This window comes from Paenibacillus sp. FSL H8-0260 (assembly GCF_045040625.1).
Taxonomy (GTDB): Bacteria; Bacillota; Bacilli; order Paenibacillales; family Paenibacillaceae; genus Paenibacillus_AQ; species Paenibacillus_AQ odorifer.
Genome location: NZ_CP150298.1, coordinates 3,436,654 through 3,456,108, shown reverse-complemented (window position 1 = coordinate 3,456,108; position 19,455 = coordinate 3,436,654). Strand labels below are relative to the sequence as shown.

Annotated in this window: 19 protein-coding genes; 7 read left to right on the top strand and 12 right to left on the bottom strand. The window is 43.8% G+C overall.

The annotated features are described in order from the left end of the window. Positions 1 to 44: 44 nt before the first annotated feature. From MHI51_RS15440 to MHI51_RS15410, 7 genes are all read right to left on the bottom strand, one after another. Positions 45 to 1,061, bottom strand: a complete 1,017-nt coding sequence (locus tag MHI51_RS15440; protein ID WP_076218093.1) for a sugar kinase — start codon at positions 1,059 to 1,061, stop codon at positions 45 to 47. Next, positions 1,054 to 1,809, bottom strand: a complete 756-nt coding sequence (locus tag MHI51_RS15435) for a 2-dehydro-3-deoxy-phosphogluconate aldolase (RefSeq protein WP_076218094.1) — start codon at positions 1,807 to 1,809, stop codon at positions 1,054 to 1,056. Before MHI51_RS15435 ends, MHI51_RS15440 begins: the two co-directional genes overlap by 8 nt. Further along, positions 1,802 to 2,854, bottom strand: coding sequence for a DgaE family pyridoxal phosphate-dependent ammonia lyase (locus tag MHI51_RS15430; protein WP_370511604.1), 1,053 nt, complete (start codon positions 2,852 to 2,854; stop codon positions 1,802 to 1,804). The genes MHI51_RS15435 and MHI51_RS15430 overlap by 8 nt, the downstream gene beginning before the upstream one ends. 13 nt (positions 2,855 to 2,867) lie before the next feature. After that, positions 2,868 to 4,001, bottom strand: coding sequence for an amidohydrolase/deacetylase family metallohydrolase (locus MHI51_RS15425; protein WP_076218096.1), 1,134 nt, complete (start codon positions 3,999 to 4,001; stop codon positions 2,868 to 2,870). 144 nt (positions 4,002 to 4,145) lie between these two features. Next, positions 4,146 to 5,039, bottom strand: a complete 894-nt coding sequence (locus tag MHI51_RS15420; RefSeq protein ID WP_036677301.1) for a sugar phosphate isomerase/epimerase — start codon at positions 5,037 to 5,039, stop codon at positions 4,146 to 4,148. Positions 5,040 to 5,063: 24 nt separating this feature from the next. Continuing rightward, positions 5,064 to 5,921: a sugar phosphate isomerase/epimerase gene (locus MHI51_RS15415; RefSeq protein WP_076218098.1), complete on the bottom strand. Its 858-nt coding sequence runs from the start codon at positions 5,919 to 5,921 to the stop codon at positions 5,064 to 5,066. Continuing rightward, on the bottom strand, positions 5,918 to 6,976 hold the full coding sequence (locus MHI51_RS15410) for a Gfo/Idh/MocA family protein (RefSeq protein ID WP_076276545.1): 1,059 nt from the start codon (positions 6,974 to 6,976) through the stop codon (positions 5,918 to 5,920). Before MHI51_RS15410 ends, MHI51_RS15415 begins: the two co-directional genes overlap by 4 nt. Positions 6,977 to 7,099: 123 nt before the next feature. Between MHI51_RS15410 and MHI51_RS15405 the strand changes: the two genes are divergently transcribed. Further along, positions 7,100 to 7,969: an AraC family transcriptional regulator gene (locus tag MHI51_RS15405; RefSeq protein ID WP_341002579.1), complete on the top strand. Its 870-nt coding sequence runs from the start codon at positions 7,100 to 7,102 to the stop codon at positions 7,967 to 7,969. A gap of 70 nt (positions 7,970 to 8,039) precedes the next feature. On the opposite strand, the gene MHI51_RS15400 is transcribed toward MHI51_RS15405, so the two are convergent. Then, positions 8,040 to 8,543, bottom strand: coding sequence for a DUF1572 family protein (locus MHI51_RS15400; protein WP_036677310.1), 504 nt, complete (start codon positions 8,541 to 8,543; stop codon positions 8,040 to 8,042). Positions 8,544 to 8,795: 252 nt separating this feature from the next. Between MHI51_RS15400 and MHI51_RS15395 the strand changes: the two genes are divergently transcribed. The 4 genes from MHI51_RS15395 (at position 8,796) to MHI51_RS15380 (ending at position 13,694) form a co-directional block, all read left to right on the top strand. Next, the gene (locus tag MHI51_RS15395) at positions 8,796 to 10,880 is read left to right on the top strand and encodes a subtype B tannase (RefSeq protein ID WP_405173076.1); all 2,085 of its coding nucleotides are present in this window, start codon (positions 8,796 to 8,798) and stop codon (positions 10,878 to 10,880) included. 165 nt (positions 10,881 to 11,045) lie between these two features. After that, the gene (locus tag MHI51_RS15390; RefSeq protein ID WP_405173075.1) at positions 11,046 to 11,738 is read left to right on the top strand and encodes a response regulator transcription factor; all 693 of its coding nucleotides are present in this window, start codon (positions 11,046 to 11,048) and stop codon (positions 11,736 to 11,738) included. Continuing rightward, positions 11,735 to 12,982 (top strand): sensor histidine kinase, encoded by a 1,248-nt coding sequence (locus MHI51_RS15385; RefSeq protein ID WP_405173074.1) that lies wholly within the window; start codon positions 11,735 to 11,737, stop codon positions 12,980 to 12,982. The genes MHI51_RS15390 and MHI51_RS15385 overlap by 4 nt, the downstream gene beginning before the upstream one ends. Positions 12,983 to 13,124: 142 nt before the next feature. Next, the gene (locus tag MHI51_RS15380) at positions 13,125 to 13,694 is read left to right on the top strand and encodes a hypothetical protein (RefSeq protein WP_076276540.1); all 570 of its coding nucleotides are present in this window, start codon (positions 13,125 to 13,127) and stop codon (positions 13,692 to 13,694) included. A gap of 23 nt (positions 13,695 to 13,717) precedes the next feature. Here the strand turns inward: MHI51_RS15380 and MHI51_RS15375 are convergent, their stop codons facing one another. Further along, positions 13,718 to 14,707, bottom strand: a complete 990-nt coding sequence (locus MHI51_RS15375; RefSeq protein WP_405174063.1) for a zinc-binding dehydrogenase — start codon at positions 14,705 to 14,707, stop codon at positions 13,718 to 13,720. Positions 14,708 to 14,838: 131 nt separating this feature from the next. Here MHI51_RS15375 and MHI51_RS15370 point away from each other — a divergent pair, with 131 nt between their 5' ends. Beyond that, a complete protein-coding gene (locus tag MHI51_RS15370; protein WP_076276568.1) occupies positions 14,839 to 15,693 on the top strand; it encodes a LysR family transcriptional regulator in 855 nt (284 codons plus the stop codon). A gap of 104 nt (positions 15,694 to 15,797) precedes the next feature. Here MHI51_RS15370 and MHI51_RS15365 read toward each other — a convergent pair whose 3' ends face one another. The 3 genes from MHI51_RS15365 to MHI51_RS15355 all read right to left on the bottom strand — a co-directional run bounded on the left by MHI51_RS15365 (position 15,798) and on the right by MHI51_RS15355 (position 18,559). Further along, entirely contained in the window at positions 15,798 to 16,625 is an 828-nt protein-coding gene (locus tag MHI51_RS15365; protein ID WP_076276539.1) for an SUMF1/EgtB/PvdO family nonheme iron enzyme, read from the bottom strand. A 164-nt stretch (positions 16,626 to 16,789) separates the two neighbouring features. After that, positions 16,790 to 17,425 (bottom strand): glycoside hydrolase family 11 protein, encoded by a 636-nt coding sequence (locus MHI51_RS15360; RefSeq protein WP_076190353.1) that lies wholly within the window; start codon positions 17,423 to 17,425, stop codon positions 16,790 to 16,792. Positions 17,426 to 17,677: 252 nt separating this feature from the next. Next, positions 17,678 to 18,559 carry an alpha/beta fold hydrolase gene (locus tag MHI51_RS15355; protein WP_405174031.1) on the bottom strand — a complete coding sequence of 294 codons (882 nt, stop codon included), beginning with the start codon at positions 18,557 to 18,559 and terminating at the stop codon, positions 17,678 to 17,680. Positions 18,560 to 18,716: 157 nt separating this feature from the next. On the opposite strand from MHI51_RS15355, the gene MHI51_RS15350 reads away from it, so the two are divergent. Further along, positions 18,717 to 19,430: a MerR family DNA-binding transcriptional regulator gene (locus MHI51_RS15350; RefSeq protein ID WP_405174030.1), complete on the top strand. Its 714-nt coding sequence runs from the start codon at positions 18,717 to 18,719 to the stop codon at positions 19,428 to 19,430. Positions 19,431 to 19,455: the final 25 nt, after the last annotated feature.

Sequence of the window (19,455 nt, the reverse complement as noted above, 5' to 3'; positions counted from 1 at the left end):
AAAGCCACCGCACAGGCCTGTTCTCCTGTAAGGCAGCTTCTTCTTTATCTCAATATATCTCTTACAGCACCCGTCAGTACACCAACAACTTCTTGCTCGGAGGCCAGCGGAGAATCTCCTTCTACTGTGTGGGCTAGCATACCGGCCGTGGCCGCAAAGGCTACAGAATGCTGAGGATCAAAACCTTCCAGCTCACCATGAATTATACCACTGGCATATGCATCTCCAGCCCCGACTCTATCAAGCACCGGAAAGGTTAAGGTCTCGGAATAAGCGAAGCAACCGGCTTTGAAGATATAACCGCGCAACGAGTGGTGGTTATCATCATGGATGGACCGATGCGTTCCTGCTACCGTACTTAGACTGTAGCGTGAAGCTACTGTGGGAATCAGCTCCTGAAGTTGTTCTTCTCTTGAAGTTCCTTCGGGCTTCATACCAAGGATTAGCATTGCGTCTTTTTCATTCATCAGCACGATGTCGGCCAAATGCAGCATGTCTTCGTAATGGGAGCGCGCCAGCTCATAGCCTCTCTCCCCCCAGAGCGATGGGCGGTAATTGCAGTCAAAAACGACTAGGCCACCGTGTTGCTTAACCGTTTCCGCATATGTTTTCATCGCTTTTCGCACATCGTCGTTCATTGCCAGTGTTATCCCGCAGAAATGAACAGCATCCGCGAGGTCTGCCAGCTCTGCGAATGGATAAGTACCCGGAGGAGCAGTATTGAAGCTGCTCTCCGGGCGACCGGAATAAGTCACTCGGGAGGGGCGAGCCCCGAATCCGTTTTCAAGAAAGTACATCCCTATACTTGAGCCCCCACGCTGGATATGCTCCGGCTGGATGCCCAGTCGCCGAAGATAGGCTGTTGCTGCGTCACCAATAGGATTCGCAGGCAGTCTGGACACCAAAGTCCCCCGATGTCCGTATCGGGATAATGCGGACAGTACATTGACTCCGGTGCCGGAGAACGAATACTTCAGCAGGTTACCCTGAGATAACAGTTCAAAGCCCGGTACCTGTAGCCGCATCATTATTTCACCAAAAGCGGCGATATGTTTAGGCATATTGATCCGCCAGCTTTTTCATCGTCCGATACAGCTGTTGTATATCCGCCACTCTCGTTGCTCCGCTCTGCGGATCGATGATCGATGTATAGACATGGGGAATCACCTGCGGCACTCCTGCTTCCAATATAATGGACAAGATCTCTTCAAAGTTGTCCAGATCGATACCGCCGGTCGGCTCCAGCGCAAAACCCTCTTCCGCACAGGCTTTGGCCACAGCGATTAGCTCCGCTTTACGGCTCAGCCCCTGCATCGGAAAATACTTTAAAGCATTTCCGCCCATATCCCGAACCAATGCAATGGCTGCATTTACGGGAATTACAGCGGGTACAGATTGTGCCGCACTGGCCGGGCCGGTGGAGATATTCACAAAACCAGGTTGTCCCGTTGGTGCGATCATGCTGTTAATCCAACTATCTTTCGCTCCAAGGTTAGCACGGGTCGCACCAACTGCTGGGAATACCTGATTAATGTGGTTGCCAGCATAGGATTTGACAATCTCTGCAACAACAGCAGCTTGCCGATTATCACCCGCACCTAGTCCTATTGATACCGCACCGTCAATTTCCCGCCCATATGCCTCCATCGCTTGCACAGCTTCTTCTACCGTTGCATAGTCTTTGGACAATACACCGACCAGTACATAACCTTCGGCAGCAGCAAATACCTCTTTGGCATTTTCTATATCCTTAGCCAATACGTTTAAGGCCACCCGACCTTTATAGAACCGCTTGTTAATTTCAGACATTGCTTGCCCCTCCTGTCAATTCCCTTATCCTCGCTGTAATCATTTCTATGTCATCACCCATTAGCGGACGCGGGTCAATATCAAAATAACCTTGCCTTACCCCATAGTCTCTAGTGTAAATAGCCACTTCACCTTGTTGAAGCTGCTGGGATAGCTCAAGTGCTGTTATTGCGCACTGATTCGGGTCCACATGGATGCGTCCACGGTAAATCGCCCGGCCTGCTTCATCCTGCACGATAGTTACCCGAATTCCGGGAAGCCCGTCGAGCGGCATCAGCAATTGGAGCGTAGCTTTTTCCTTTTCGCTTGTATCCTGTTTGTGAGCATATTCATCCAACGCTTGCATCAGGCCGAAGGATGTTTCCTTACCAACCTTCATGCTGCGTCCAATGCCGTGAAGCTGCACTTTCAGCCATTCAATATAAATACGTTTTCCCGCCACAAGTCCGGATGTTGGACCTTCTATGGCTTTGGAGCCACTATAAATGACCAGATCGGATATTTGCACGTATTTCTGCAGATCCTCTTCCGCTGCAGCATCTACAATAAGCGGGACGTTATGAGTTTGGGCCACAGCCCAAGCTTCCTCTACAGAGATCATATTCTTCTGAACGGCATGATGAGATTTGACATACAAGATAGCCGCAGTCTGATCCGAGATCGCAGCAGCCAAATGCTCCGCCCGTCCTTCATTGGCATAACCTGCTTCCACTACTTTACCGCCGCCGAGATAAACCATGGTTTCCACTGGTGCACCGTATTGTACGTTATGACCTTTTAGCATTACAATTTCATTTCTAAAAATGCTATCCTGATGGAGCCGTAGACTTGTACGAATATTACCGCGGGTTACCAGCGCCGCCACGGATAAAGCAATTCCACTGGAAGCCGAGTTCACGATCACCGCTGCTTCAGAACCTGTATGACGTGCAACATAATCCCCCGCTTTATCCACCAAATCGGCGATTTCCACATAACTCTGTCCGCCTTGACGCATAGCTTCCATCACCGTATCGGTCGGTGCCGATACCCCGAGGATGCTCATCCGGCCGCTTGCATTAATAACTCTTTTCAGGCCGTATTTCGCATTCCATGTATTTGTCACCTATGATCACTCCTATTGCTTGAATGGTTTGCTGCGCTACCCGGCTTTCCCCCTCAGAATCTACCAGCTCAATCTTCTCATCCGTCACACGAAAAAGGGTCAGATTCGCCTTGTTGTTGATCCGAATCTCCCCAAGTTCCGGGCGTCCCAGCCACTGAGCTGCTCTACTCGTCACCCGTGCAATTGTATCTTCAAGGGAATATCCCAGTGCAAGGAATTTGTTCAACAGATTCGCCATGGAGTAGACGGGACCATTCATACGGTTGCCTCTGTATATGTCTGTGCTGATCGTATCCGGATCAATACCGTTTTGTTTGGCCGCCTCGGCCACAGCGAACGAGAAGCTAGCCGTACCATGTCCCACATCCAAGTGAACTCCACGCTCAATAGCATCTCTCAGCACCTGGAGCGGTAGATTCTCCTTATCGAACAAATTGTTGCTTTTGCCATTTAGATAATGGGTTATCACGTCGTTGCGTTGAAGTAGCGGTAAAACCTCACGGATATCCGGCGGTGCGGAGCCTATATGTACCATCAGTGGCAGCCCGGTCTTTTCCGAAAGCTCCAGTGCATGTTGAAGCGGTTGAATGCCATTGTCACCCACTACGCTTTTGCTGATTCTGGCCTTCAAGCCTACGATAAATTCAGGATAAGCAACTACCGCCTGAAGCACCTTTTCATGATCAATCCACTCTAATTGGGACAACTCGTCAATTCGCATCAGGCCAATCTTTGAAATGTTAAGAAAAGCAAGCAGTTGCGTTGCTGACTTTTTCCCCGCCTCTGCCAGCTCACCAATACGCTCCGCTCCGCAGCTACCTGCGTCCACGAGCGTAGTCACACCACATTTGATTCCGATTTCATCGATCTCGTCTCCATACGGATTCAATTCTGCAAACGCATGTACATGCAAGTCTACCCAGCCGCTAGAGACATGCGCCCCATTGGCTTCCACGACCTTGAAACCATGGTCTTCGGCGGTGCCACCGGGAACAATCTGGACTACGTTGCCATCAGCTATGACAATGTCCACTTCCGCTCCATTCAGGACTTTCGCCCGGCGGAGGAGCAAACGTTCTGCTGTCATCGTCACACCTTCTTTCCAAATTCAGAACATTACCGTCCTAGGTCTTTCCCGCACACTCTATAACACAAACAGTCCCAATGGATGTAGGATCTTTTTTCACAGGGACTGTTTGGATGAACTATTTATTCTTTATCACTACCGTGTTCAGACCCGAAAACCCTTTAAAAAATTCACAGCCTGGCGGATATCTTCCTCCGGATTAGTGCCAACTTCCCGTTCTATGGTCAGGAATCCTGTATAACCGATGTCGTTCAGTGCTTGCAGATAGTTGTTCCAATCAACAGAACCCGCTCCGAGCGGAACTTCACGGAATGCCGAGCCGGTCTCGGCCATTTCAGCGATTTTCTCATGGTCTAATGCTGGTGCTTCATAACCATATTGACCGTAAACATCGCGTGGATCGATATCGGCAAGCTTGAGACCATCTTTAGCATGGGTGTGTACAATGTAGTCTTTTAGAGTATGAACACCTTGCACCGGATCATCACCAGTCACCATGACCATATTGGCCGGATCAAAATTAACGGAAACCCCTCTGGAACCCAGACCGTCGAGGAACGTCTTCAGACGTGCTGCGGGTTCTGGCCCAGTCTCAATCGCAAAATAAGAATTCATCTCATGTGCATATCTGCTAAGTTCCTCACACGCAATGTGCATGGTTTCATAGATTTTACTGGCTGGATTAGAGGGAACAATACCGATATGTGTAGTTACGATATCTGTACCTAGCTCCTTGGCCAGCTCCATAATGCGCTTGGACTTTTCAATTTTGGCACGGTTCTGGGCAGGGTCCTGAAAGCCATGTCCGCCTAAATCTCCAACGAGGGCAGAGATTTCTAAACCCAGCGATGCAATGTAATCCTTCCATTCACGGCGTGCTGACTGAGAGAGAGTAGCGGGATCAAATTCGCCTTGTACCGCATAAATCTGAACTCCATCTGCCCCAGCTTCTTTTGCCTTGCGCAATCCCTCTTTCACTCCAACCTGAAAGCTGTCTACGATAACACCGATTTTATTAGTAATAATTGGTTTAACCATGGCATAATCCTCCAGTATAATGAATTAGATTTGGTTCCAAACCCGCTTGATATATTCCAGCCCCAGTCTTGTTCCCTTACGGCACTCTTCCATTCCCTCAAATTCTACAGAGATATATCCATCGTAACCGCTTTCCTTAACGATTCGAATTACACTCGGCATATCGATGTCTCCTTGACCAACGATGGCACCTCTCAACCAGTTTCCACCGGAGGATTGGAACCAACCTTCGCCAGGCTGGCGGTCTTGCGGACGAATATAGAAATCTTTGAAATGCACCATTGAAGCAAGCTTGATGTTGTTAGGTACAGCTATTAGCGGGTTCTCATCTGCGCACAGGAAGTTCCCAATGTCGAGTGTTGTACGGAAGTTGTCTCTACCCACCGCATGAACCAGCGCCTGTACACGATCGCTGTGCTGAATAAAGTATCCATGATTCTCCACACTGGTCGTAATGCCTAAACCTGCGGCATAATCGGCAATTTCTCGGCAGGCTTCAGCCAAACGTGGAAGCTCTTCCAAAAAATGCTTGATGGATAGATCGTTTGAGGAGGCTACATCATGCCGCATCCGCTGAATGCCTAATGCCGCGCACACGTCTACTTCCCGCTTTACCCGCTCGACTTCCCGCTGCATTTCCGCTGTCTCCAGCCCGGCAAAGTTCGCCCCGATAGCATAATTGGATAACTCTAGTCCACGACCCGCTGCTGTTCGTACAATCTGATCTATTAGCTCAGGATTTTCAACCAGATTAATACCTAAGGGAACAATCTCCGCATGTTCTGCGCCCAGATCGGCGATCGTCTCAATGACACCTTCAAGCGTGAGCTCACCCGTCGAAAAAGCTGAATGCAGACTGTAAGTGCTGATTCCTAACTTCATAGTTTCACCTCTTCACCTTTGGCTGCGGATTCATAGATCGCGCCGAGTATCTTCATAATTGTAACGCCGTCTTGCACAGGACTAATCGGTGTAGAGCCGGTACTGATGTTGCTCGCAAAATGATTAATTTCATTCTGGAATGCACTGTTGAACTCAAACCCCTTATTATCGGTCTGCGGATAGGTATTGACGATCGTATCCGCCTGTTCTTTAACAAGGACTATCTCAGGATCAATTTCAAAACCACCCTTGTCACCGTACAGGCGTACTGAACGCTCGTCTTCTTTGGCATGCAGTGTAAAGCTGACATCGACCATCAGCGAAGCTCCATTCTCAAAGCGAATCAGTGCATTTGCTAAATCTTCCACCGTATTGTTCGCTGCGTCGTAATCGGCGGCTTTATAGAATGAGAGATTCTTAATATTAGAACGATTGCCGAGCTTCCGGTAGGTGTTAGCACTTACCGATACTGGATTCGGACGGCCCATCAAATACCAGCATAGATCAATCACATGGACACCAATATCGATCAGCGGTCCGCCGCCGGAGCGTTCAATATCACTGAACCAGCCGCCGGGATTGCCTAGTCTCCGGAACGTCGTTGCTTTTGCATAATAGATTTCGCCGAATTCTCCTTGTTCCACCAACGTCTGAAGGAGCTGGGCATTGGAGTCATAACGTCGTACAAAGCCTACTTGCAAAATCTTGCCGCTCTTTTCCACTGCTTGCTGTACCTGAAGCGCTTCTTCAACCGTACGGCAAAGCGGCTTTTCCACAAGCACATGCTTGCCTGCCTCAAGCGCCGCGATGCTGATCTCGGCATGAGAGTTGTTCCATGTGCAGATGCTTACTGCATCTATTTCGGAATTGGCCAGTAATTCACGGTAATCCGTGTATACTTTCTCGACGTTATATTCTGTAGCCACTTCGCGTGCACGTTCTTCATTCAGATCACATACCGCATATATGGTTGTCTGCGGATTATTCCGATAAGCACTTAAGTGCATGCCGGAGATAGAGCCCGTTCCTATTACGCCAATTTTGATCTTATCCATTAACACTCGCTCCTTTATTTTGCATAGGTTATGATTCGTATTATAATGATTTCAACCCTAAACACCATGCAGAGCCTTGCGGTTTCATTTGTACAATTGTGCTATAGGAGGTGCAGTCTATAAATGTTGGACTATGATAAACATCTACAGGAACCCATGGACATGCCGGATCCCGAGTTTCCGATTAAAGTACATACCCAGCGTTTCAACCAAGAAGGAGTTATGTTGTTCCCACATCATTGGCATGAGCATCTTGAGTTTATATTTATTGAAAGTGGTGAGGCTGTTTTCGAGTGCGGACGAACACCGATCAACGTTCGGGCTGGCGATTTAGTTGCTGTGAACAGCAACGAGCTGCATTATGGGGTAAGCGCTTCTTCTGATTTATTGTATTATGCGATTATTGCAGATACTTCTTTGCTGCATAGTGCGGTAAGCGACGCTGCCGAAACCAAGTTCATCGCCCCGATTCAGCGGAACCAGCTGCTGTTACGTAACCATATCCGGGGGGATCAGCATATTACTGACTGTGCTTTGGCGATTATTCGGGAACTGGAACGTCGCGAATTTGGTTACGAGCTGGCCGTCAAGTCCGAGCTATACCGCCTGTTAACGCTGTTGTTGCGCAGACATATCGTCACCGTACTCTCACAAGCTGAGCAAGAGAGGCGTATTCAGACCGTTGAACGCTTCGCACCTGTTTTGCGTTATATCGATACCCATTACCAGGAACCGATTCAAGTTGACGAACTTGCGGCGCTAACGGGGCTAAGCCGCTTCCATTTCAGCCGTCTCTTTAAAGAACTAACTGGGCATACGATATCGGAATATGTAAATGCTGTCCGTTTAGACCGTGCAGATTATTTGCTCCGCCATACCCAGCTAACGATTTCTGAAATCGCTGCCACTACTGGCTTCAGCGATATCTACTATTTCAGCCGCACCTTCAAAAAGCATAAAAAAGTAACCCCTAGCAGTGTGAGGGGATTCTAGTTAGAGTGAACAAAGGACTGCCTCTTGGCAGTCCTTTGTTAGTGTATGCAACGTTCCTCTAGTTAAATTATTATTGCCATACAAGCTGTCCCTTTCTTATTTTTGCTGCATAGATGATTTGGCCTGTATGATAATGGACTTCTCTCACCATCGCTATCATGAGATTAAGAGCAGTGGTCTCGTTATTTACTTGGCTATATGTTAGTGGTGGCAAATTAAGAAAGGGTTGTGACATCAATAACTCCGGGTTAGATTGGAGCCGTTCAAGATATTGGATAATAATATCAAAAGCATCCCTGGTCATGGTTATAGCTTGCTCTTTTGTCATTTCTAGACCTCTTTCAAACTCCCTCTCTCTATCTCTTGTATCAGGAATATCTAAAAGAATGGTTTCAATTCGTGAGTGTACTGCCCCGCTAATATGAGCAACCAAATTTGCAATACTGTTACTTTCCACGGTTGGGGACCATGTAATATCCTCTTGGGTACATTGCTCGATTGCTTGGAGCGTCCATTTTTTTTCCGATCTAAATTTAACCAACATACTTTCAATTAACTCAATGGCGATATCCATTGCTAACCTCCTATTGATATAACCTATGTAAATTTTACCAAACTCATCTCTACTGTCAAATGAAATCCAGTACCAATGCTATTTTTATGCCACAATGATTTGTTACATTCTTATCCGAGCTCCTGAGTAGAGTTAATTGATAACGTTTGTTGGCCTTAAAAGAAGGAGTTGGTATATGACACTGGATCATTCAGATTAGTACAAAAGAGACTGATGAGATTATCTACTATTTTTAGAAAAAGGAGATTCGAAATGAAACTTAAAAAATGGATTGCCCCTATCCTCACATGTTCTCTGATGAGCCTCTCTTTCGCTACAGGATCTGCAAGTGCAGCAACTAACAGCGAGTATAGCTTGAAATTCAATGCGACTAACTATACTACTAAGACCATAACGGTGGATGGTCAATCCGTCACTTATCGGGCATATGAGAATATCGTTTATGTAAAGAACCCTGTAGATATTAATTATGAAACTATGAACGTCTATGTCCCTGAGGAATACTTCCAGGGTAAGTCGATCGGTAGTTACACCGCCGATACCGCACCTATCTTCTTCCCAAACCAGGTTGGCGGGTATATGCCTGCTCAGCCAGGTAGTACTGAAACAGGTAAAGGAATGGGTATGGGGGCAGGTCCACAGAACGGCGCTCCGAAAACAGACAAGGAATCCGCAGCAGCCCCAGGCGCCGATACAGGAACGGAATTGAATAAACCCGCTGCGGGTAAAGACGAAAACGCAGGAACACCTTCATCTGAATCTCCCAGTGCTATCGCAGTTGCCCTGTCCAAAGGTTATGTGGTCGCATCTCCAGGCGCTCGCGGTAGAACTACAAAGGACGAAAAAGGTGTTTACACTGGTAAGGCACCCGCAGCTATCGTAGATCTGAAGGCGGCTGTCCGCTACCTTCGCTTTAACGACGACATTATGCCTGGTGACGCCGAGAAGATCATCTCTAACGGCACAAGTGCTGGCGGCGCGCTCTCCGCATTACTGGGTGCTACCGGCAACAATGCGGAATATGAGCCTTATTTGGAAGCGATCGGAGCAGCTGATGAGCGTGACGACGTTTTTGCCGTTTCGGCCTACACGCCGATTACGAATCTAGATAACGCAGATGCAGCTTATGAGTGGCAATTCAACGGAATTAACACTTATGAAAAACTTGATTTCTCCGGAAATACGGATTTTAACATGGAAAGAACGTTGGTAGAAGGAACATTGACGGAGGATCAGATTCAGGTATCTAACGAACTGGAAGCTATGTTCCCTGAATACGTCAATAGTCTAGGACTTACGAATACTGACGGAACAGCTTTGAAGATGGATGCGGACGGCAATGGCACCTTTAAAGATTACATCAAAGCTTTTGTGATCGCTTCAGCGCAAAAAGCGTTAAAATCGGGTACAGATCTGTCCGACAAAACCTGGATCACCATTGAAAATGGCACTGTTACGGATATCGACTATGATCAATATCTTGCATACTTGGGCAGAATGAAACTGCCTGGAGCCTTTGACGGTTTAGACCTGAGCAATGGTGAAAACGATCTATTCGGCACAGCGAATGTCGCTGCACAGCATTTTACTCAGTTCGGTTTGGAGCATGATACAGCGGGGGGAACACTTGCTGACCAGAATCTAGTGAAAATGATGAATCCAATGAACTATATCAGCACTGAGGGAACAACCACTACAAATAATTGGCGGATTCGGATGGGAACCAAGGATAGTGATACTTCCCTCGCTGTTTCTACTATATTGGCAACAGAGCTTGAGAACAAAGGTTCAAACGTTGACTTTGCAATGGCTTGGGATATTCCACACAGCGGAGATTACGATCTGGATGAGCTTTTTGCTTGGGCGGACAAGGTTAGTGCTACTTCGCCAAAAGCATCCGCAGCTGCCATTCCTTCCAAATCATCATTGTTGGTGAATGGTAACAAGATATCTGTTAACGCGTACAATATCGACGGCAGCAACTATTTTAAATTACGGGACATTGCTATGGTTGTAAACAACACTACACAACAGTTTGAAGTGACATCGGATGAAAATACAAATACTTTAAACATTACATCTGACAAAACGTACACTCCGACGGGCATTGAACTTTCAGCATCTGTAAATACTAGTTCAAAGACCGGTGTTATGACAGCCACTAAGATAACTTTGAACGGACAAGAGATTTCAGTAACGGGCTATAATATCGGCGGTAGTGAGTATTTTAAGCTGAGGGATGTTGCAAAATCACTTGATTTTAATTTGGAATGGGATGCTGGAACGCACACCATAAGTATAGATACTTCTAACATCTATAAGGACAGCAATAAATAATAGAACAGTAACTTATTCTGGTTACAAGAGGCCGATCCTTCAATCGGTCTCTTTCCATTCCATGTAGAATGCGATTATTTCCCTCACGGACATGCAGTCTTCCTTGCTCCTTTTAGACAATTTACATACAATAAGGTCCAAGATATCGGAATAAGGGTGGTAGCTATGCAGGGTAAAGTGAACATACTAATTTGTGATGACAATATAGCTGTACATGAGAGCATATCTGCTTATTTACAGGCGGAAAATATGGAATATGAATCCGTATACAATGGTGAGGAAGTTCTTTACAAATTGGAAGATCAGCATTTTGATCTCTTAATTCTAGATATTATGCTGCCTGGACTTTTTGGGACAGAGGTCTGCCGTAAGATTCGCTTGACTAGTAACGTCCCGATTATAATGCTGAGCGCAAAAGGTGAGGAAACAGACCGCATATTAGGCTTGGAAATTTGTGCAGATGACTATATTACAAAACCGTTCTCCCCCCGGGAGGTCGTTACAAGAGTAAAAACCATTTTAAAACGCACTCATTACACCTTTCCAAGTGAAGACGCCATCCTGACGCTGGGAGAAATGAAGATAGACCGAAATGCTTTTAATATCAAAATTAATGGATCACGAATGGAATTTACACCTAAAGAGATCGAATTGCTTATCTATTTTACAATTAATAAAAACAAGGTGCTTTCAAGAGAACAAATCTTAAATAAGGTCTGGGGTTATGATTATTTCGGTGATACTAGAGCCGTTGATAATCTCATTAAAAGAATGAGAAAAAAACTGCCTGAAAAGAATTTGGGATTTGAAATCAAGTCTGTTTATGGGATGGGCTACAAAATGGAGACTTCCACATGAAAAAAGTAACTTCCAACAAAAAAGTGATTTATCTGGCCATCCTCTTTTGTTTCATTTTAGGACAACTTGGAGGAACCTTGATTATTAAACAGCTTTTTTTGAATTATAAATTAAAAGATATGCTGCCTCAGGCCTCTGCTATAGCTGCTGAAATGGCACAAAATGAGATGAGCATTCGAGGTTTTAAACCGTATCTTATGAAGGTGTATGATTTAGAGGGGAATGACCTTTCACCTGGTGACGAAAATAAGCAGCTTTTTTTCAATGTTACATCGGAAGAATTCAAGGATGCCCTTATAGATTATATTCCCGAAGTAATTAAGTACAATAAATTCGCTGCGATTAAAAATATTAATGGGTTTCCGAGTAAATCCATTGTCGTAGGTGCACCTATTATTCAGGATAAACAAGCGGTCGGAGTCGTCTTTTTATTAGAACCTGGTAGTGAATTTCAGGCGGTATTGAATGGCTTCTATTACGTTTTTACAGGTACCCTTTTGTTAGGCACACTAATAATCAGCTTCTTTATATCCTCCTATCTAAAGGAGATGAAGCAGCTTGAAAAGACTCGTCGGGATTATATAGCGAATATTAGCCATGAGCTGAAATCTCCCATTGCCTCTATCAGAGCTTTAACGGAGACGCTGGCAGATGGAATGATTCAAGATGAAGAAAAAACAAATAAATACTATGGAATTATTTTATCCGAATGTGCGCGCTTGCAACGATTGATTTATGATGTACTGGAATTATCAAGAATGCAAAATAAAAAAGAAACTTGGAATAAAGAAAAAATAGATACTCAGGAATTAGTCATACTTATTGAGTCTAAATACTCTTTCTTGTCCGATGAAATGGGCATTGTATTTGAGATTACAGATAACGCCAGAAACCTTCCAGATGTTTTTTCTAATAAAGATAAAGTGTTGCAATTAGTCAATATTTTGATGGATAACGCCATGAAATACGTTCAGGAGGATGGGAAAATAACTTTTGATGCTATTGTGCATTCGAGGGTTGTAACTGTGCAGATATCAGACAATGGACCCGGCATTGCAAAAGAGCACCTCCCTTATATCTTTGAAAGATTTTACAAAAGCGAACAGTCCCATAATGAAAAAGGAAGTGGTCTTGGGCTTGCTATCGCCGAGGAAATTGTAAATGGTCTGGGAGAAAAAATATCGGTTACAAGCAAACCGGGAAAAGGAACGGCTTTTCAATTTACCATTAGACGGTTCAAATAATAACTCTCTCATTTAACACCAAGAAGGTCAGGTAAGGGTATTTCCCTCTACTGACCTTCTTATATTTTATTAATTGTGTAAAAGAAACTATCTTCCATCTTATGGGTATAATTAACATAAAGCTCTATAGGAGGGAAAATCATTGAGAAAAATAAGGAAGCTGATTCTTTTAGGATTTTGCATCATGATTTTACCGGGAACCGTGATTTATGCTGCAGCTGGCTCATCTGAAGTATCATTATATTTGAATAATGTGCTTCAAAAACAGCCCGCAATATTGTCCGAAGGTTCGATTTCCTTGACGACTGAGCAGTTGTCTAAAGATTTATTTGCACTATTCGCCTTGGATGAATCAGGTAAAACCGTTCGAATCTACAAGCCTAATATAAACATGGTTATGCTCGATAATAACGGAGAGATTTTTGGTAAAGTAAAAAGCCCGTCACGTTTTGCATTTTCGACTCTATTACAGGTGGATCATTTAAAAACAGAAATTTCAGATATTAAGGTTGTGATCACCGATCCTGCGGATAAAACAGAAACCATTGATGCTCAACAAATTAAGAACAGCGAAGAAAACTTTTGGTTCAAAACCAACGAGTATACATATTCCTTTACTACAAAGGGCACCTACACTATTCAAGTATTTTTTAAAGATGTGGCTTCGAAAAAGTGGTTTCCTGTCTCCGAAATCGATGTATTTGGCATTTGAATTCCAGTTATAATGGACTCCGCTCATTCTATTCTTATCGCGATATTACCAAATTGTTCTCCCTGCTGCATTCGGTGAAAGGCTTGAACTGTGTCTTGTAAAGGATACACTCGATCAATGATAGGTCGAATCGAATGGTGTTCCATAAACTGAAACATATCCGCAAACTCTTCACTACTTCCCATTGAGCTACCTATGATACTAATTTGCGGGAAAAATATGGCTCGCGTCGGGATTTCGATTCGATCTCCTGAGCTTGCACCAAACGTAACAATACGTCCATTGGGTTTAATAATATCAAAGTAATGTGGGAACGTCGCAGGCCCAATGCTGTCGAGGATGAGATGAACGGTGTCTCCTTTCATGCTTTCCTTCCAGTTGCTATGACTGTCAAACGCATGATCAGCTCCATGAGCGAGTGCAGCTTGTCTTTTCGTTTCACTGCGTGAAGTGACACTGATACGTGCACCCACCGCTGAAGCCATCATCATGGCATAAGTCGCAACCCCACCACCAATGCCAGGTATAAGAACATGTTCACCTTTCTTTAAGCGGCCTCTAGTGAATAGCGCCCGATAGGCTGTTAAGGCAGATAAGGGCAGCACGCCGGTTTCTTCCCATGACAGGTAAGCTGGCTTGCTGATGGCATTTTGCGCAGGAATGATGATTGACTCAGCGAATGTGCCTTCTGAAGGTCCCCCTACAATGGCTGGAACGTTTGGAACATTATCGGTATGTTCCCATCCGATGCACGGATTAATGATGACATCTTCACCTACTTTATGATCAAGCACACCTTCACCTATTGCTTCAATTCTCCCCGCACCATCAGAACCGATAATCAAAGGAACATCCTGTTTTGTTCTGGCATCCATGATAAACAAGTCCCTGTGGTTTAGCCCTGCAGCCTTTAACCTAACCTTCACTTCTCCAATCCCCGGTCTTTTATCCATAATCTCTTTATAGTTCAAGCCCTTCAGGCCACCTTCTCCAGCATGTATAATGGCTTTCATCATCTAAGCCCCTTCCTCAAGTTGTTATTAATGAATCTATAATAAATTTTACATAGTGGGTGTAATCCAGTAAAATGATCAAAACTGAAGGTGACTATCATAAATCATCATACCAAGAAGGTGCAAAGGAAATGGAAAGTGGAGATTTGAGAATATTTCAAGCGGTTGCTCGCGAGGGTAGCATAACGAAGGCTGCTCAAGTCTTGAATTATGTCCAATCAAATGTGACGAACCGGATTCAGTATCTAGAAGCTCAGCTGAAAATCCCCCTATTTCGTCGATCCAATCGAGGGATGACGTTAACGCCGGCTGGTGAGAACTTACTGGCCTATACAGACAAAATATTATTACTAATGGACGAGGCTGTGATAACCACACAATACTCTGAGCACCCTGCTGGTCCGCTCCGTTTAGGTTCCATCGAAACAACAGCGGCTACTCATCTAACGCCTCTGCTAACCGAATATCACTTACGGTATCCCGAGGTTAATCTATCGCTTATAACGGGAGAAACGCATAAACTCTTACAAAAGGTGCTTGATTACCAACTAGATGGAGCCTTTGTTTATGGGCCCACTGACCAGCCTGATATAGAACATGTTGTTGCTTTCGAAGAGGAGCTGGTGCTTATCTCACAACCAGGTAAGAGCGATATGCGCGAATTGCTTACAAAGCCAATGTTGTTTTTCGACGTCGGATGTACACATCGCGCCAAAGCTGAGAGTTTCCTAAATGAAAGCGGGATGAGCTCTTATAAGATTATGGAATACGGAACGTTAGATGTAATTCTAAGTGGGGTTACCGCTGGACTCGGCGTGTCTATGCTGCCCCAATCTTCGATTTCCAAGGCTGAAGAGGCGGGAGTAATTACTTCCCACCGTCTGCCTGAAGGATATCGAGATTTGCAGGTATGGTTTGTGTATCGCCGGAACGCGGTTTTTTCTAGTGCGTTTTCAAAATTAATCCAAATAATCGAAGAAATATAGCAAACATACATATTGGGGTTTGATTATATTCGAGCGCAAAGCTTGTTTATTAATCAAACCCTTTTCAGCTTTTTCCGATTATACATGGTATGTCTTGTTCCCGTCTACTCACCACGAATTACTCGAAAACCTTGATCAGGACCCATACCATTCGCTTCGAACTTTCCCCGAAAAGAAATCTCGTTGTTGCTGATACCGCCGATCCACCCGCCACCCTTTACAACCCGGAAAGAACCGCTGTTACTATCTATATCTCCGTACCAGTTCCAACACCATTCCCTTACATTCCCTGACATATCGTAAAGACCTAGCTCATTAGGTTTTTTGCCACCGATAGATTTTGTTTTGTTGTGGTTGTTTTCTATGATCGGCCAGTTCCAATCTCCTGATAAGTATTTGTCTCCAGCATTTTGCCAATACCATGCTACTTCATCTGCTTTATTGCTTCCACTGTAGATGTAACTTTTGCTCAACTGTCCTCCACTTGCAGCATATTCCCACTCTGCTTCAGTAGGCAATCGGTAACCATTAGCTCCTGCATTGAGCGTTACTGTCCATTTTAAATTATCGTTATCACTCTTATTATTCGGATCTTTTTTATTTTTATCTATATTGTAATAGGGTTTGAATCCCTCTTTTATACTTCTTTTATTACAGTAATCTATTACGTCATACCAATTAACCATTTCTACTGGCAAGTTGTCGCCTTTGAATGCTGAAGGGTTGCTTCCCATTATTTCAACCCACTCTTTCTGAGTCACTTCATATTGGCCGATATAGAAATTTGATATAGTTGTACTTTTGTAGTTGGAATTTGTGTTAATGAAAGTCCCGCCTTTGACTAATACATAAGTATCCTTCTGTTCAGGCTTTTCTTGCGAACAAGCGCTGATAACAACTACTATTAAAAGAGAAATTAATAGTTTTCTCATGGATATATCTCCTTTCCAACCACTGGTATTGTAGTTAAGTATCATTTGTTGAATGATCTAGAATGATCTAAGGCTGCCGGCTGTGGACCGGCAACCTTAGCAATGATAGTGATTAATAGTTATTTTAATAATCTGGAGATGCCTGAGCTGGTCCGATGCTCAAGTTACCATACTGTTACGTTTGAGCTCCCGCTACTTTGATATCCTTCTGTCGCTAACACCTGATAAGACCAACTGCTGCCCAGATTCATTCCGTAACTTTTCCAAGCATTAACGTGGTTGGCAAAAGTGATCGCGACATTGCTTCCCGTTGCTCGCTTGGATTGTCTTACACTCCAAAACTGTGTGAAGGTTGCCGTACCATCAATAGAAGGGGCGTTCGTTCTCGTAGTCGTATATATATCATATGTGCCTCCATCACTGGTCACGGTACCTTTATAAGTTCCAGTAGGTCTATAAGTGCCCCAGCTATCAACGACGTAATATTCTATGAGGGAGTTTCTCGTCCACCCATAAAGAGTTAAATACCCATTCCCGGATGGTGCCCAGACGCCTGCATTGTAGTTTATTGTTCTAGATGGAGATCCAGTATTCCAACCCTTACCAACAACAAAGTTACCAGTATTTGACCATGTAACACTGTAATTCCCACCAGATCCATTAGTAGCATTTACTGTCCCGCCACCATCGGTCCAATTTTGCCAATAGTCTGTCGCTGCACTTGAGGTTGCTGCAAACAAGCTGAAACTCATTGTAGCTGCCATAATTACAGTCACGATTTTCTTGTTAAATTTAAACATAATCTACCTCCTGAAATTTTTTGTCACTACATACCTACATACTGCTTGTCTGTATTTCTAGTAGTCGAAGCAATTCCTTATTGGGGCAGATTCGCAACACCACTTCCTTCCATATATATTAATGTAAGCGATTTCATATAAAATCTTATCATAGATCGTTTACTATTTAATCTCTTCAAATTAAAGATTTTACCCTAAAAAGTATTGTTCTTTTGGGATACCTTATTCACTGGATTTTTGTATCTGCCACAATTACAATCCAGTATTTTTTAGTAACACGTTCATAAACCAAGGCTTAATCAGTGGTAAGACTACTGCTGGTTGCATAGCTTTTGTATGGTCCATCTGGGCTCCCGAAAGGATTTCAACATCCCAGCCTAAATCCGCCAACTGCTCCTTATTCTTTTTTAACAACCCGACGATGTCAACGGTAACGCTCCCGAAATTTTCACCGTAAACGATCGTATCATTTCCACCTGCAAAAGCTAGTTTAGGGAGACTAAGCAAATGTTGAATACTGCGATCATCAAAGGCTGTGAGGCTCTGGTATAGAGAGACAAATTGTGCTGTAACACGGGTATCTATGGTAACCTTTATATTGTCCCAATCCATTTCGTTTGGATTCTCCGATCCTGTTGGGCTTTCTACAGATTCATTTTGGTTACTCAAAGCTTGTGTATGTGTTTTATGGGTCACAACCCTCATTTCTTGATAGGGACCATTATAGGGTGGAAAACCTCCCATTACCAAACTCTCCAAGCGATCTGTTCTTATAGCCATTTGCAATCCAATCAACGCAAGCCAGGAATAACCGTAGTAACTAAAGCTTGTAACATTCATTTCATCCGCAATGTGGAGAAGATCCTTCACAATATGATCTGCTGTTAGATTTTCCACTGGATGTTGAAATAGATGACCTTCATAATCGAAATAAAGCACTTGAAAAGTGTCCGCTAATCCTTCAACAAAATGTTTACCTAATTCGGGATCTACTCCCCACAGCTTTAAGTTTTCTGCTTCCTGATTGTACACAGATTTTTTAGCGATGGGTAACATGAGGGTTGGGCAATCTGGAAGTCCTGCCATACCTACTTCTATTTCTGATTGATTTGCTAATTGTATTATCTTTTTCAATGAACTCACTCCTTTGTGTTCTATAAAAGTATCATATAACATTCATGCAATCTTTCGGTTTATCCCTCTACCTCCCTTGATATATCTACCTAAATTCGATTTAATATTGTTGTAGCACTTGAATGTTCAACTTTAATGTATTGGGGTGATGATGTTTATGGAAGAGATATATACACCTACACTGATAGCTAAGCAATTAAATGTGAGTACCACTACTTTAAGGAGATACGAAGATCAAGGTTTAATTCCAGATGTACCAAGGACCGCCAGCAACCGCAGATGTTACACTTCCATCCATGTGCAAGCTTTTATTACCATTCGGGCATTATTGCAGGGATATGAAATTCCGGTTGTGTACGAAGTGATGAGGAAGATAAAAGGCCAGCAGATGGAGTCTGCTCTTTGGGCAATCAATCAAGAGCAACATAATACCCAAGTGGAAAAAGAAAGGTTAGAGGAAGTCTTACGCATGTTTCGGGATGTTGATTTATCTAAATACAAAGATTTAACTGTATCAGATTCAATGACGATTGGTGAAGTTGCACAAATGGCAGGAGTTAATCCATCAGCTATTCGGCATTGGGAACAAGAAGGGCTAATCTCTTCGAATAGGAACAAAGATAATGGCTACAGAGTCTTCACTTCAACGGAATTAAGAAAAATTATTCTTATCAGCAGTTTAAGGAAAACTGTTTATTATATCGAGAATATGAAACAGCTTTTGAATGAAATAGAAACACATAACTACAAAAAAGTGGAGATATCCTTTCAGCTTGCCTTACAAAAATTGAATTCTCAATTAATGAAGCAATTTTTCGCGATAGCTGAACTTACAAACTATGTGAAATTGTATAAAAGTAATGCCGAGTAACATATTGATCATAGAAAATGGACTA